This window comes from Stenotrophomonas sp. WED208 (genome assembly GCF_040984485.1).
Classification (GTDB): Bacteria; Pseudomonadota; Gammaproteobacteria; order Xanthomonadales; family Xanthomonadaceae; genus Stenotrophomonas; species Stenotrophomonas riyadhensis.
Window position 1 is genome coordinate 4,125,379 of sequence record NZ_JAZARB010000001.1, and the last position, 12,890, is coordinate 4,138,268.

Consider the following 12,890-nt stretch of genomic DNA (forward strand, 5'->3'; position numbering starts at 1 on the left):
GGCTCTACACAAGGAATTCCAATGCGTACCGCTGCCCTGCTGCTCCCCCTCGCCCTGGCCGCCAGCTTCACCAGTGCGCCACTGCTCGCCGCGCCGGCCGCCGCGGCGCCGGCCACGGCCACGAAATCCCAGCTGCACCTGCAGACCTTCCATCCCGGCCCGCAGGCGATGTTCTCGGTGTCCTCGGTGCTGATCGAAGGCCGCCACGACGCGATCCTGGTCAATGCGCAGTTTGCTGCCAGCGACGCGCGCAAGCTGGTCGAGCTGATCCGCGCCAGCGGCAAGCAGCTGACCACGATCTACATCAGCCACGGCGATCCGGATTACTACTTCGGCCTGGCCACCGTGCAGGACGCGTTCCCGCAGGCGCGCATCGTCGCCACCGCGCAGACCGTTGCCCACATCCAGCAGACCGAGGCTGGCAAGCTGGCCTATTGGGGGCCGAAGATGGGTGCCGACCTGCCGGCGCGCATCGTGGTGCCGCAGGTGCTGGACGGCGATGCCCTGCAGCTGGAAGGCGAGCGCCTGCCACTGATCGGCCTGGATGGGCCGACGCCGGACCGCACGGTGCTGTGGGTGCCGTCGCTACGCGCGATCGTCGGTGGCATTCCGGTGGTGGCGGGCGAACACGTGTGGATGGCCGACACGCAGACGCCGAAGTCACATGCCGACTGGCTGCAGACCCTGCAGCGGCTGCAGGCACTGAAGCCGAAGGTGGTGGTGCCGGGGCACTACGCGCCGGGCGCGGCACTGGATGCCAGTGCGCTGCGCTTCACCGCGGACTACATCCGCGCGTTCGATACCGAGGCGGCAAAGGCCAAGGACAGTGCGACGCTGGTGAAGGCGATGCAGGCGCGCTACCCGAAGCTGGACGGCGTGGCGTCGCTGGAGCTGAGTGCGAAGGTGGCCAAGGGCGAGATGCAGTGGCCATGAGGTAGGGGGGGTTCTTTTGCAGGGCTGCGCCCTGCACCTGCTCAATGCAACGGCAACAGCAGAAGCAACAGCAACAGCGGGCTATCCGTGGGATGTCGGGGTGGGTCCGGTTGCGGGGGACGCCGTAAACCCATCCCTGGGGGCTTGGCCGCGGCATCCATGCCGCGGACACCCCCGCAACCGGACCCACCCCGCCTTCGACAGTTCTCTGCGATCTGTCTGGATGGCATGTCTCCGCAACCTGTCTGGATGGCATGACCTGCTCTTGGTGGGTGTCGACCTTGGTCGACACGAAGATCAGCTACGTGGGGAATCGTTCGACCCGTGCTCGAACAACTCGCCCTGCACCACCGGTTCCTTTTCGCGGAAGCCGCCCAGCCCGACGCCGACCAGGCGGTAACGTGTCTCCGCCGGCAGGTCGACGCGGGCGCGCAGGGCCAGGGCGATGTCGCGCAGTTCTTCCATCGATTCGGGCGGGCGCTCGGGGGTGAAACTGCGGGTGAGGATGCGGAACTGCGCGGTCTTCAGCTTCAGCACCACGGTGTGGCCGACGCGTTCGGTCTTGCGGGTGGCGTTCCAGGTCTTCTCCGCCAGCTGCACGATGGCCTCACCCAGATCTTCCAGCGGTAGATCCTCGGCGAAGGTGTCTTCGGAGGAGATCGACTGCACCTGCTGGTCCGGCTCCACCGGCCGCTCGTCGATGCCGCGTGCGCGGTTGTACAGGCTGCGGCCGAAGCTGCCAAACGCCTCTTCCAGATCGATCAGTGCCCACTGCCGCAGGTCACCGCAGGTGACGATGCCGCGCGCGGCCAGCTTGCCTTCCATCACCTTGCCGACGCCGGGCACCCGGTTCACCGGCAGTGGCAGCAGGAAGGCGTCCACCCGCTGCGGTGGAATCACGAACTGGCCGTCGGGCTTGCGCCAGTCCGAGGCGATCTTGGCCAGGAATTTGTTCGGTGCGATCCCGGCTGAAGCAGTCAGCTGGGTTTCCTCGCGGATCTGCGCGCGGATGGTACGGGCGATGTCGGTGGCCAGTTCGATGCCGCTCTTCGGCTCGGTCACGTCCAGGTAGGCCTCGTCCAGCGACAGCGGCTCGACCAGGTCGGTGTGGCGCAGGAAAATCCCGCGTACCTGCTGTGACACCGCCTTGTAACGTGCGAAGTCCGGCGGCACGAAGATCGCATCCGGGCACAAGCGCTCGGCACGCACGGCGGGCATCGCCGAACGCACGCCGAACACGCGTGCCTCGTACGACGCCGCGCACACCACTGAACGTGCGCCGCGCCATGCCACAACCACCGGCTTGCCGCGCAGTGACGGATCGTCGCGCTGCTCCACCGACGCGTAGAACGCGTCCATGTCGACGTGGATGATCTTGCGCAGTCGGGTCATGTCAGGCGGAAAAGGCGGGGGCGGGCCGGGCGGGCCACACGCCGAAGTATGGTCTTTGCACATCAACAGGATGCGCGTATTCCCTTGAAAACACTACGGTTGCGTACGGTTGAAATGTTTGATCGGCGCAGTTTCCACGGGCATCCTCGAGCGCTTGTTTCCCTGTTTCCCCGCTTCCAGGATTGTGCTTCATGACCCGTCTCCACGCGTTCAACCGCGAACAGCTGCTGGCCAGCGCACGCGGTGAACTGTTCGGCACCGCTGCCGGCCGTTTGCCCAACGACCCGATGCTGATGTTCGACCGCATCACTGAAATCCGCGAGGACGGCGGACCGCATGGCAAGGGCATGGTACGCGCCGAACTGGATATCCGCCCGGACCTGTGGTTCTTCGGCTGCCACTTCATCGGCGACCCGGTGATGCCCGGCTGCCTGGGCCTGGATGCCATGTGGCAGCTGACCGGCTTCTTCCTGACCTGGCTGGGCGCCCCCGGCAGGGGCCGCGCGTTGGGCTGCGGCGAGGTAAAGTTCACCGGCCAGGTACTGCCGGACGCCAAGCTCGTGCGTTACGAGATCGACATCAGCCGGGTCATCAACCGCAAGCTGGTGATGGCCCAGTCGGACGCCCGCATGTACGTGGATGATCGCGAAATCTACAGCGCGCGCGACCTGCGCGTCGGCCTGTTCACTGAAACCGGGAGCTTCTGATGCGTCGCGTTGTCATCACCGGCATGGGCATCACGTCCTGCCTCGGCAATGATCTGGATACCGTTTCGGCCGCGCTGCGCGAAGGGCGCTCGGGCATCACCCTGCTGGCCGACCATGCCGATGCCGGCCTGCGCAGCCAGGTCGGCGGCCGTGTCGACCTCGATCTGGACGCCCTGATCGACCGCAAGCAGAAGCGCTTCATGAGCGACGCCGCGGCCTTCGCCTTCCTGTCCATGCGCGATGCCATCGCCGATGCCGGGCTCAGCCCCGAGCAGGTCAGCAATCTGCGCACCGGCCTGATTGCCGGTTCCGGTGGCGGTTCCAGCGAGTGGCAGATCGGCGCGGTCGATCTGCTGCGCGAACGTGGCGTGCGCAAGGTCGGCCCGTACATGGTGCCGCGCACGATGTGCTCGACGGTCTCGGCCTGCCTGGCCACGGCCTACCAGATCAAGGGCGTCAGCTACTCGCTGTCGGCCGCCTGCGCCACCTCGGCGCACTGCATCGGTGCCGCCGCGGACATGATCCGCCACGGCGCGCAGGACATCATGTTCGCCGGTGGCGGTGAAGACCTGCACTGGTCGATGAGCGTGATGTTCGATGCGATGGGCGCGCTGTCGACCAGCTTCAACGAGACCCCGGCCAGCGCCTCGCGCCCGTACGACAAGGACCGCGACGGCTTCGTCATCGCCGGTGGCGGCGGCATGCTGGTGCTGGAGGACTACGACCACGCGGTTGCGCGCGGCGCGCACATCCATGCCGAGCTGATCGGTTACGGCGTGACGTCCGATGGCGCCGACATGGTCGCGCCGTCCGGTGAAGGCGCGGTGCGCTGCATGAAGATGGCACTGCAGGGCGTCGATCGTCCGCTGGACTACCTCAACACCCACGGCACCTCGACCCCGCTGGGCGACGTCACCGAGCTCAACGCGATCCGCGAAGTGTTCGGCGACGCGGTGCCGCCGCTGTCCTCGACCAAGGCGCTGTCCGGCCATTCACTGGGTGCGGCCAGCGTGCACGAGGCGATCTACTGCCTGCTGATGATGCGCGATGGCTTCGTCGCCGGTTCGGCCAACATCGGCGAGTTGGACCCGAAGGTGGAGAGCTTCCCGATCCTGCGCGAGAGCCGCGAGCAGAAGCTGGATACGGTGATGTCCAACAGCTTCGGTTTCGGTGGCACCAACGCGGCGCTGGTGTTCGGGCGGGTGTGATGGGGCAGGTGTGCCGACCCACGGTCGGCACCCGTAGAGTCGAGCTTGCTCGACTGCATTGAAAAGCGTGCCAACCAAGGTTGGCACCCACCGCTACCTTGGCAGCAGCGGCAACAGCAGCGCGTGCGCGTCCACCAGCGAGCCGACGATGCGGTGACCCAGTGCGCGCAGTTCTTCATCGGGATGCACCAGGTCCGGCACCTGGATCACGGTCATGCCAGCCGCCAATGCCGCGCGCGTGCCGGCCGGTGAGTCTTCCAGCGCCAGGCAGCGTTCCGGCGCCTGGCCAAGCCGCTGCGCGGCCAGCAGGTAGATGTCCGGCGCCGGTTTCGGCCGCGCCACGTCGCCACTGGTGATCACCGCATCGAAGTACGGCAGCAGCCCAGCAGCGGCCAGCTTGCGGTTGGCCCGCGGCTGCCGCGTGGTGGTTGCCACTGCACGCGGGATCGCATGCGCCTTCAGCAGTTCCAGCAGCTCCAGGATGCCCGGCCGCAGCGGCAGGCCAGTCTGCGTGCGCGCTTCGTACAGTTCATGGCAACGTGCCGCCACCGCCTCGATCACGCTGTCCTCGATGCCCTGCGCACGCAGCAGCGCGTGCGTGTCACGGTCACCGAGGCCGACCATGCGCAGGAACACCGTTTCGTCCAGGCCCAGCCCGAACGCGTCGGCGGCCTCGCTCCAGCAGGCCAGCGAGACCCGCTCGCTGTCGATCATCAGGCCGTCCATGTCGAAGATGACGGCGTCGGGCAGGAACGGCAGCGCAGCGATGGTGGTCATGGAGCGAACAGCGTATCCAGGTCGGTGGGAGTGAGCTGCCGCCATTGCCCTTCGTCCAGTCCCTGCAGGTCCAGCCCGCCGACGCGGCTGCGATGCAGGGCCTGCACGTGGTTGCCGGTGGCGGCGAACATGCGGCGTACCTGATGGTAGCGGCCTTCATGCAGCACCAGGCGCGCGCGACGCGTATCCAGCACTTCGAGTTCAGCCGGCAGCAGGGGGGTCTTCTCGGACTCCAGCATCAGCGTGCCGCTGGCGAACAACGCCACTTCGTCGCCGCGCAGGTCGTCGCTCAGTTCCACCTCGTAGACCTTCGGCAGCTTCGACTTCGGCGAGATGATCCGGTGCAGCAGGCCGCCATCGTCGGTCAGCAGCAGCAGGCCGCTGGTCTCGCGGTCGAGGCGACCCACCGTGGACAGCACCGGATCGCGGTCGCGGAAGCGCGGTGGCAGCAGGTCGTAGATCAGGCGGCCGGTGTCCTTGGTCGAACAGGTGTAGCCAGCGGGCTTGTGCAGCGCGATCGACAGCCCCACCGGCGGGTCCAGCGGCTCGCCGTCGATCCGGATCGCCTCGTGCGGCACCTGGTCATCGGCGTACAGCACCTCGCCGTCGGCGTCGGTGACGCGGCCCTCGCGGAACATCCACTGCACCTGCTTGCGGCTGCCATAGCCCAGGTTGGCGATGTGCTTGACCAGCTTCACTTGCCCTTCCCCTTCACCGCTTCCACCAGCTTGAAGCCATCGCGCTCGGCGATCACGCGCACCGCGCCAAAGCTCTCGTTGAGGGTGTACTCGTATGGCAGGTGGCGATTGGCCACCACGTACAGGCGCCCGCCCGGGCGCAGCGCCTGCGCGGCCCCGGCGATGAAGCGCTGGCCGATGTCCGGGCGGTCGGCACGCGAGGGTGTATGGAACGGCGGGTTGCTGATGATGACGTCGTAGCCCGGCTCGATGCCGGCGGTGACGTCACGCCACAGGAAGCGCAGCGGTAGCGGGCGCGGCGGCGGCGCCAGGTTCAGCTCGGCCAGGGCCAGCGCTCGCTGCTCGGCCTCGTACAGGTCCAGCGCGGTGATCTTCGGGCAGCGCTCCAGCAGCTCGCGCGACAGGTAACCGTAACCAGCTCCCAGATCAGCGGCACGCCCGGCCAGGTCAGCCGGCAGGTGCTCGGCCAGCAGCGCCGACGCCGGGTCGATGCGGTCCCAGGCGAACACGCCCGGGCGGCTGAGGAAACGGCCACCGACGATCGGGCGCACCGCGTCCAGCGCCGACCAGCGCTTGGCCAGGTCAGCGTCGTGCTGGCCCTGCATCGGCGCGGTCCAGTACACGCGGCAATGGTTCTTGGTCAGGCTGCCACCGAGGCCGGTCAGCTGCTTGAGGTCGCCCTCGCCCGAGCGGGCACCTTCGTTGTTGGACTGGCAGGCGACGATGCGTCCGCCCTCGGCAACCAGCGCCAGCGCGCGGGCGAACAGCGCGCGGGCTTCTTCACGCTGGCGCGGCGGCAACACCAGCACCAGCGGATAGCGGCCCTTGCCGGCCACATCGTCCAGCTGGCCACTGACAGTCCAGCCAGCGGCCTGCTGCAGCGGCTGCGCGAACGGGGCGAAGCTCTGCTCGCAGTGCACCTCGCGGTTGCCGGCCGCTTCGCGCAGCGGCCAGCCGTCGCGGGCACGCAGGAAGGCCACCGGACCCTCCGGCCAGCGCAGGGCACCTTGGGAGAACGGCAGGAACAGGGTCTGCAGGGGGGCGTCGTCGCTGGAGGCCATCGGCGCGGGTACTTCAAGCGTGAGGGCCGTCCATTGTACCGGCTTGGCCGGCCCGGCCCCGGCGGCCACTTTGCGAAACCCGAACGGGGCCTTGATCTGCCAGCAACATTGAAACGTTCAGGGTAGAGGCTCCCCCGGAAACCCAGGAGAACCCGCATGCGAGCCTTGTTCGTCGGTGGCGTGGTCGACAACAGTGAAATGGACCTGGAAGGCAGCCATCCGCCCGTGCACTACCCCGAGGACACCGGCGGCGGCCACTCGCGTTACCGGCTGCACCAGGTCGGTCATGGCGCCGATGGCAGCGTGGCCTATGCGGTATACGGCGCACCGGACCTGGCCGATGACGAGGTGGCGAGGGTCGCGGAGGAACGCGCCTATGCGCGGCGGTTCGAGGCGACGCCGACGTTGTTCGAGCATTGATACATCTGTAGCGCCCGAGCCCACGCTCGGGCGACGGCGCAGCCGAGCGTGGGCTCGGCTCTACATCGGATCAAGGTGCCTTGGGTGGCAGGCGGTTGATGCTGGCGATCTCGTCCAGCCACACATGGTGCTGCTGCACCGGCGTGTCGTAGTCATCCAGGCGCAGCTGGCCATTGCTGCCTTCGTCACCGGCCTCATCGCGATACTGCTGGAGGGTGGGTTTCACCGCCACCGTGCCCAGCAGGCGACGGCCATCGTGCAGGGTCAGTTCCACCTGCGTTTCGCCTTCCAGCTGCGGCAACAGGGCTTCCAGGCGCGCGATCTGCGCTGGATCGGTATGGATACGGGGAGCTGTGCGGGACATCGGCGACCTCCTGCGTGCAGGGTCGCCGATCGGCCGTGAATGCTCAGTGCAGCGCGCTGTCCGCGCGTGGCACCTGTACCTTGCGCACGGCGGACACCAGCTGCGCCACCGAATACGGCTTGGCGACATGTTCCTGGAAGCCCGATGCCAGCGCACGACGTCGGTCATCGGCACGCGCCAGCGCCGTCACCGCCACGGCCGGAAGGGTCATGGCATCCACACCCATGTCCTCACGCAGCGTGCGTACCAGGCCGTAGCCATCCATGCCCGGCATGCCGATGTCGGTCAGCATCACGTGGTACTGCAGGTGACCGGTATCGGCCAGCAGCGCCAGTGCTTCACCGGCCGAGCTGGCCGCCGACACGCTCGCACCCTGCTCTTCCAGCATGCGCCGCAGGTACTCCAGCACTTCCGGCTGGTCTTCCACCGCCAGCACGTGCATGCCCCGCAGCGGATACGGCTCGACGATCACCGGCTCCAGGATCGGCCCGCTGATCACTTCACGCAGCGGGCGCCGCTCGGCATCGGGAATGTGCTGCGGCAGGCGAACCGTGAAGGTGGCGCCGTGGCCATGGCCTTCGCTGGCGGCGGTAACGGTGCCACCGTGCAGTTCGACCAGCTGCTGCACGATCGCCAGGCCCAGGCCCAGGCCGCCATGGCGGCGGGTGGTGGTGCCATCGGCCTGGCGGAAGCGACTGAACAGGTGATTGAGGAATTCCTGTGCGATGCCGTCGCCGGTATCGCGCACGGTGATCATCCAGTAATTGCCTTCGGCCTGCAGCTGCAGGTCGATGCGGCCCTCGGCCGGGGTGAACTTGATCGCATTCGAGAGCAGGTTCCAGAACACCTGCTGCAGGCGCGTGGCATCACCCAGTACCAGGCTGGGCTGCTCGGGCAGCTGCAGGTGCACGTCCAGCGCCTTGCCTTCGGCCACCAGTTCCTGCGCGCCGATGGCCTCACCGAGCACCGTGCGCAGGTCCAGCACTTCCACCTCCAGCTGCACCTTGCCCAGCAGCATGCTGCTGAGGTCAAGCATGTCCGAGATCAGCCGCTTCTGCGCACCCGCGCTGTTGGCGATCACGTTCAGGCCCTTGTACAGCGGGCTGGTGTTGTCCACGCGCTGCAGCAGCAGTTCGCTCCAGCCGAGGATGGTGGTCAGCGGTGTGCGCAGCTCGTGCGACAGCGTGGCCAGGAATTCATCCTTCAGCCGCGCCATGTTTTCCGCAGCGCTGCGCGCGGCACGCTCGGACTGCAGCAGTTCCTCGCGCGCCAGCTCGATCTCACGTCGTTCGGTCACATCCGGACTGCTGCCGGCCAGGCCGATGAAACGGCCCATGCGCGAGAAGCGCGGGCGGGCATTCATTTCCAGCCAGCGCCACTGGCCGTCGGCGCGCCGCGCCCGCACCAGTGCATGCATCGAACGTTGCGCCTTCAGCGCTTCCTGCAGTTCGTACTCGAACACCGACGCATCATCCGGATGCACCAGGCCACGCCAGACGTCTTCCGGCACACGCGTCTCATCACCCCCGAAGAACTCGCTGAAGGCGCTGTTGACGAAGCGGGCATGGCCGCGCTCGTCGAGCACCCACACCGGCATCGGCAGGCCATCGGCCAGCGCGCTGAAGCGGGCTTCGCTCTCGCCCAGCTCCACTTCCATCTGCTTGCGCGCGGTGATGTCGAAGAACAGGATGCCGACCTTGTCTTCCCCCGGACGGCCCACGCGCACCGCATCGACCGCGAACGAGCGCCCCAGCGCACGCGCCTCCATCTCGAACTGTGCCGGCCGGCCACTGCGTGCGACCTCGCCGTAGATGCGGAACCAGTCTTCCTCATGGTTCGGTTCCAGCAGGCTCATGCGCTGGCCACGTGCATCCTTCAGCCCGGTGTGCCGCTCGAAGGCGTCATTGACCTCGATGAATCGATAGTCCACGGCCCGGTCGCCCTCGAACAGCACCTGGATCACGCAGAAACCGGCGTTGATGCGCTCAAGCACGCCATGATGCAGGTCGGGTTCGGGCGCCGGCACCATCATCGGTGGGCGCTCCACGAGGGGCGGCAGTGTGGACAAGGGCGTCTGTGCAGGCCGGGTTGGAGGCACAGCATCTTCCAAAGGGCGTATTCACAGCGTCAAGCGCCGTCAGTCATGGTTGACGACGATGAATTGGCGGCAACCACCCTTGCGCACGACGCATCAGGCCATTGCTGTCGCCTGAAAGCAGGATCACACTCGATCCGTGATCAACATCGCCCCCATCGAGGGACGCAGGAGACCGTCATGAAACGCTCACTCGCGATTGCCCTGCTGGCAGGCGCCCTTGTGGCGGGCGGTGCCAGCGCGGCACCGCGCACCGTGACCGATCCGGAAGCTCCCCGCGCACTGCAGGCCGATGGCCCGGTCAGCGTGAAGTGGGACGATCCGGCCAAGTTCACCGAGATCCGCCAGAGCACCAACCGCTTCGAGGCCGAACGTGGCGACTGGGTGCAGCAGCTGGCGCGCTACCTGCAGACCACCGCGGCCAAACCGCTGCAACCAGGGCAGACGCTCGATGTGACCCTGGTCGACATCAAGCGCGCCGGTGACTACGAGCCGTGGCACGGCCCGCGCGGCCGCGACATCCGGATCATGCGCGACATCTACCCGCCGCGGATCAGCCTGCAGTACACATTGAAGGACGCCAGCGGCCGTATCGTCAGCGAGGGCGATGCGCGCCTCAGCGATACAGGCTACCTGCACAACCTGGGGCTGAAGAGCGACAGTGACCCGCTGCGCTACGAGAAGCGCCTGATCGATGACTGGGTCAGGCGTCAGCTGGCCAGCCAGGCCACCGCCGCGCGTTAGTCCCCACGGCGACCCGCACCAGGCGACCACTGCGCGTAACGCCCGTCGGTAGGTGTCGACCTTGGTCGACACGCATTCACGGCGCCGAGCGTGGGCTCGGCGCTACACGTACACCTTCGCCACGCGCTTGACCGCGCACGGCAGCTGATAGGCGCTCACGCCACAGCGCGGCGCCAGTTCCGCCAGCGTCGGTGCACTCCCCCACAACTCCACCACACTGCCAACGCCGGCCTGCGGATGCGAGGTCAGGTCCACGGTCAGCATGTCCATCGACACGCGGCCGATCAGGGCTCCGGGATGACCATCGATCAGCACCGGCGTGCCATTCGGTGCGAACTGCGGATACCCGTCGGCATAGCCGAGCGCGACCACGCCCACGCGGGTGCGTGCCTTGGCCACGAAGCGCGCGCCATAGCCCACCGGCTCACCGGCCTCGATCCAGCGCTCGGCGATCACCTTGGACTGCATCGTCATCACCGGGCGCAGGCGCTCGGTCAGCGCGGTGTTGTCCGGCAGCGGGTTGGCGCCGTACAGCATCAGGCCCGGGCGGACCCAGTCGCTGCGCACATCCGGCCAGCCCAGCAGTGCCGGCGAGTTGCATACACTGGTCTCGCCTTCCAACCCGTCAGTGGCGCGGGCGAAGGTCGCGGCCTGCTCGTGGGTGCGCTCGCTGTCCAGCTCGTCAGCGCGTGCCAGGTGGGTCATCAGCACGATGCGTTCGACCTGCGGCAGCGCCAACAGGCGTGCATGCGCGGCGCGGAAGCTGTCCACGTCCAGGCCGAGGCGATGCATGCCGCTGTCCAGCTTCAGCCACACCGTCAACGGACGCGGGCTGTTGAAGGCAGCGACGGCTTCCAGCTGCCACGGCGAGCCAACGGCGAACCAGAAATCATGCTCGGCCACCAGCGCCATGTCGCTGGGCTCGAAGATGCCTTCCAGCAGCAGGATCGGCGCACGGATGCCGGCCTGGCGCAGTTCCAGCGCCTCTTCGATGGTGGCCACGCCGAAGCCATCGGCCTCGCCTTCCAGTGCCTGCGCACAGCGCACTGCGCCGTGGCCATAGGCATCGGCCTTGATGATCGCCAGGGCCTTGCCACCGCCCAGTTCACGGGCGAGCCGGTAGTTGCTGCGCAGGGCGCCCAGATCGATCAGCGCGCGGGCAGGACGCATGTGCGGTTCTCTTGTTGCGGCGCGTGACCGTACTGGCCGTAGCGGAAAATATCCAGGCCTTCGGTGCTGATCTGCGGCTGGCGCGCGCTCATCAGATCGGCCAGGTAGCGGCCCGAGCCGCAGGCCATGGTCCAGCCCAGGGTGCCGTGGCCGGTGTTGAGGTACAGGTTGCGGAACGGCGTGGCGCCGATCACCGGCGTACCGTCCGGCGTGGCCGGGCGCAGGCCGGTCCAGAACTGCGCGCGCGACAGGTCGCCGCCCTTCGGGTAGAGATCGCTCACCACCAGCTCCAGGGTCTCGCGACGGCGCTGCGACAGCGACAGGTCGAAGCCGGCCACTTCGGCCATGCCACCGACGCGGATGCGGTCGTCGAAGCGGGTCACCGCCACCTTGTAGCTCTCGTCGAGGATGGTCGAGGTCGGCGCCATCGCCGGATCGGTGATCGGCAGGGTCAGCGAGTAACCCTTCAGCGGGTACACCGGCAGGCGCATGCCCAGCGGTGCGACCAGTGCGGGCGAATAGCTGCCCAGCGCGACCACGAAGCGGTCGGCGGTTTCCAGCTTGCCGTCGATGCGCACGCCGGTGATGCGGTCGCCATCGAATTCCAGGCCGGTGATGTCCTGGTCGAAACGGAACTCGACACCGGCATCCACGCACATCTGCGCCAGGCGGCGGGTGAACAGCTGGCAGTCGCCGGTCTGGTCACGTGGCAGGCGCAGCGCGCCGACCAGGCCATCGACATGGGCCAGGGCCGGTTCGGCCTGGATGATGCCGGCGCGGTCCAGTACCTCGTACGGCACGCCGTACTGGGCCAGGATCTCGATGTCCTGCGCCGAGGCATCCAGCTGCTGCTGGGTGCGGAACAGCTGGGTGGTGCCCAGGTCGCGGCCTTCGAACTCGATGCCGATCTGCGCGCGCAGCTCGTTCAGGCAGTCGCGGCTGTACTCGGACATGCGCACCATGCGCGCCTTGTTGATCGCGTAGCGCTCTTGGGTGCAGTTGCGCAGCATCTGCCACAGCCAGCGGTACTGGGCCAGGTCCATGCCCGGCTTGATCGCCAGCGGCGCGTGCTTCTCGAACAGCCAGCCGATGGCCTTCTTCGGCACGCCCGGGGCGGCCCACGGCGAGGTGTAGCCGAACGACAGCTGGCCGGCATTGGCGAAGCTGGTTTCCAGCGCCGGGCCGGGCTGACGGTCGATGACCGTGACTTCAAACCCGGCCTGTCGCAGGTACCAGGCACTGGTGGTGCCGATCACGCCGCTGCCGAGGACTAGGACTCGCATGGGACTTCTCCAACCCGATCATTCCCTGCACTGGAGCG

General features: G+C 67.6%; 13 protein-coding genes. 5 read left to right on the forward strand and 8 right to left on the reverse strand.

From position 1 onward, the window contains the following. The first annotated feature begins 21 nt into the window (after positions 1-21). On the forward strand, positions 22-933 hold the full coding sequence (locus VPH47_RS18805) for an MBL fold metallo-hydrolase (RefSeq protein ID WP_368851471.1): 912 nt from the start codon (positions 22-24) through the stop codon (positions 931-933). Between the two features lie 297 nt (positions 934-1,230). Here the strand turns inward: VPH47_RS18805 and dinB are convergent, their stop codons facing one another. Further along, positions 1,231-2,325 carry a DNA polymerase IV gene (gene dinB / locus VPH47_RS18810; protein WP_368851472.1) on the reverse strand — a complete coding sequence of 365 codons (1,095 nt, stop codon included), beginning with the start codon at positions 2,323-2,325 and terminating at the stop codon, positions 1,231-1,233. A gap of 191 nt (positions 2,326-2,516) precedes the next feature. Here dinB and fabA point away from each other — a divergent pair, with 191 nt between their 5' ends. Beyond that, positions 2,517-3,032 (forward strand): 3-hydroxyacyl-[acyl-carrier-protein] dehydratase FabA, encoded by a 516-nt coding sequence (gene fabA, locus VPH47_RS18815; protein WP_368851473.1) that lies wholly within the window; start codon positions 2,517-2,519, stop codon positions 3,030-3,032. Then, entirely contained in the window at positions 3,032-4,240 is a 1,209-nt protein-coding gene (fabB, locus tag VPH47_RS18820) for a beta-ketoacyl-ACP synthase I (protein WP_110710940.1), read from the forward strand. Before fabA ends, fabB begins: the two co-directional genes overlap by 1 nt. A 93-nt stretch (positions 4,241-4,333) precedes the next feature. On the opposite strand, the gene VPH47_RS18825 is transcribed toward fabB, so the two are convergent. Genes VPH47_RS18825 through VPH47_RS18835 form a run of 3 tightly spaced genes read right to left on the reverse strand, consistent with a single transcriptional unit; the run spans position 4,334 to position 6,776 of the window. Next, a complete protein-coding gene (locus VPH47_RS18825) occupies positions 4,334-5,017 on the reverse strand; it encodes an HAD family phosphatase (RefSeq protein ID WP_110710939.1) in 684 nt (227 codons plus the stop codon). Continuing rightward, positions 5,014-5,715: a pseudouridine synthase gene (locus VPH47_RS18830; protein ID WP_164161796.1), complete on the reverse strand. Its 702-nt coding sequence runs from the start codon at positions 5,713-5,715 to the stop codon at positions 5,014-5,016. Before VPH47_RS18830 ends, VPH47_RS18825 begins: the two co-directional genes overlap by 4 nt. Beyond that, positions 5,712-6,776 (reverse strand): class I SAM-dependent methyltransferase, encoded by a 1,065-nt coding sequence (locus tag VPH47_RS18835; RefSeq protein ID WP_368851474.1) that lies wholly within the window; start codon positions 6,774-6,776, stop codon positions 5,712-5,714. The genes VPH47_RS18830 and VPH47_RS18835 overlap by 4 nt, the downstream gene beginning before the upstream one ends. A 156-nt stretch (positions 6,777-6,932) precedes the next feature. On the opposite strand from VPH47_RS18835, the gene VPH47_RS18840 reads away from it, so the two are divergent. Further along, positions 6,933-7,196, forward strand: coding sequence for a hypothetical protein (locus tag VPH47_RS18840; protein ID WP_005407925.1), 264 nt, complete (start codon positions 6,933-6,935; stop codon positions 7,194-7,196). A 70-nt stretch (positions 7,197-7,266) separates the two neighbouring features. Here VPH47_RS18840 and VPH47_RS18845 read toward each other — a convergent pair whose 3' ends face one another. Then, positions 7,267-7,560: a DUF3247 family protein gene (locus VPH47_RS18845; protein ID WP_110710936.1), complete on the reverse strand. Its 294-nt coding sequence runs from the start codon at positions 7,558-7,560 to the stop codon at positions 7,267-7,269. Between the two features lie 43 nt (positions 7,561-7,603). After that, complete coding sequence (locus VPH47_RS18850) at positions 7,604-9,592, reverse strand: ATP-binding protein (protein ID WP_153856211.1); 1,989 nt, start codon at positions 9,590-9,592, stop codon at positions 7,604-7,606. 243 nt (positions 9,593-9,835) lie between these two features. Here VPH47_RS18850 and VPH47_RS18855 point away from each other — a divergent pair, with 243 nt between their 5' ends. After that, complete coding sequence (locus VPH47_RS18855; RefSeq protein WP_110710934.1) at positions 9,836-10,399, forward strand: DUF3016 domain-containing protein; 564 nt, start codon at positions 9,836-9,838, stop codon at positions 10,397-10,399. A 102-nt stretch (positions 10,400-10,501) separates the two neighbouring features. On the opposite strand, the gene alr is transcribed toward VPH47_RS18855, so the two are convergent. Continuing rightward, on the reverse strand, positions 10,502-11,569 hold the full coding sequence (gene alr, locus VPH47_RS18860) for an alanine racemase (protein WP_368851475.1): 1,068 nt from the start codon (positions 11,567-11,569) through the stop codon (positions 10,502-10,504). After that, complete coding sequence (locus VPH47_RS18865; RefSeq protein WP_368851476.1) at positions 11,548-12,852, reverse strand: D-amino acid dehydrogenase; 1,305 nt, start codon at positions 12,850-12,852, stop codon at positions 11,548-11,550. Before VPH47_RS18865 ends, alr begins: the two co-directional genes overlap by 22 nt. Between the last annotated feature and the right edge of the window lie 38 nt (positions 12,853-12,890).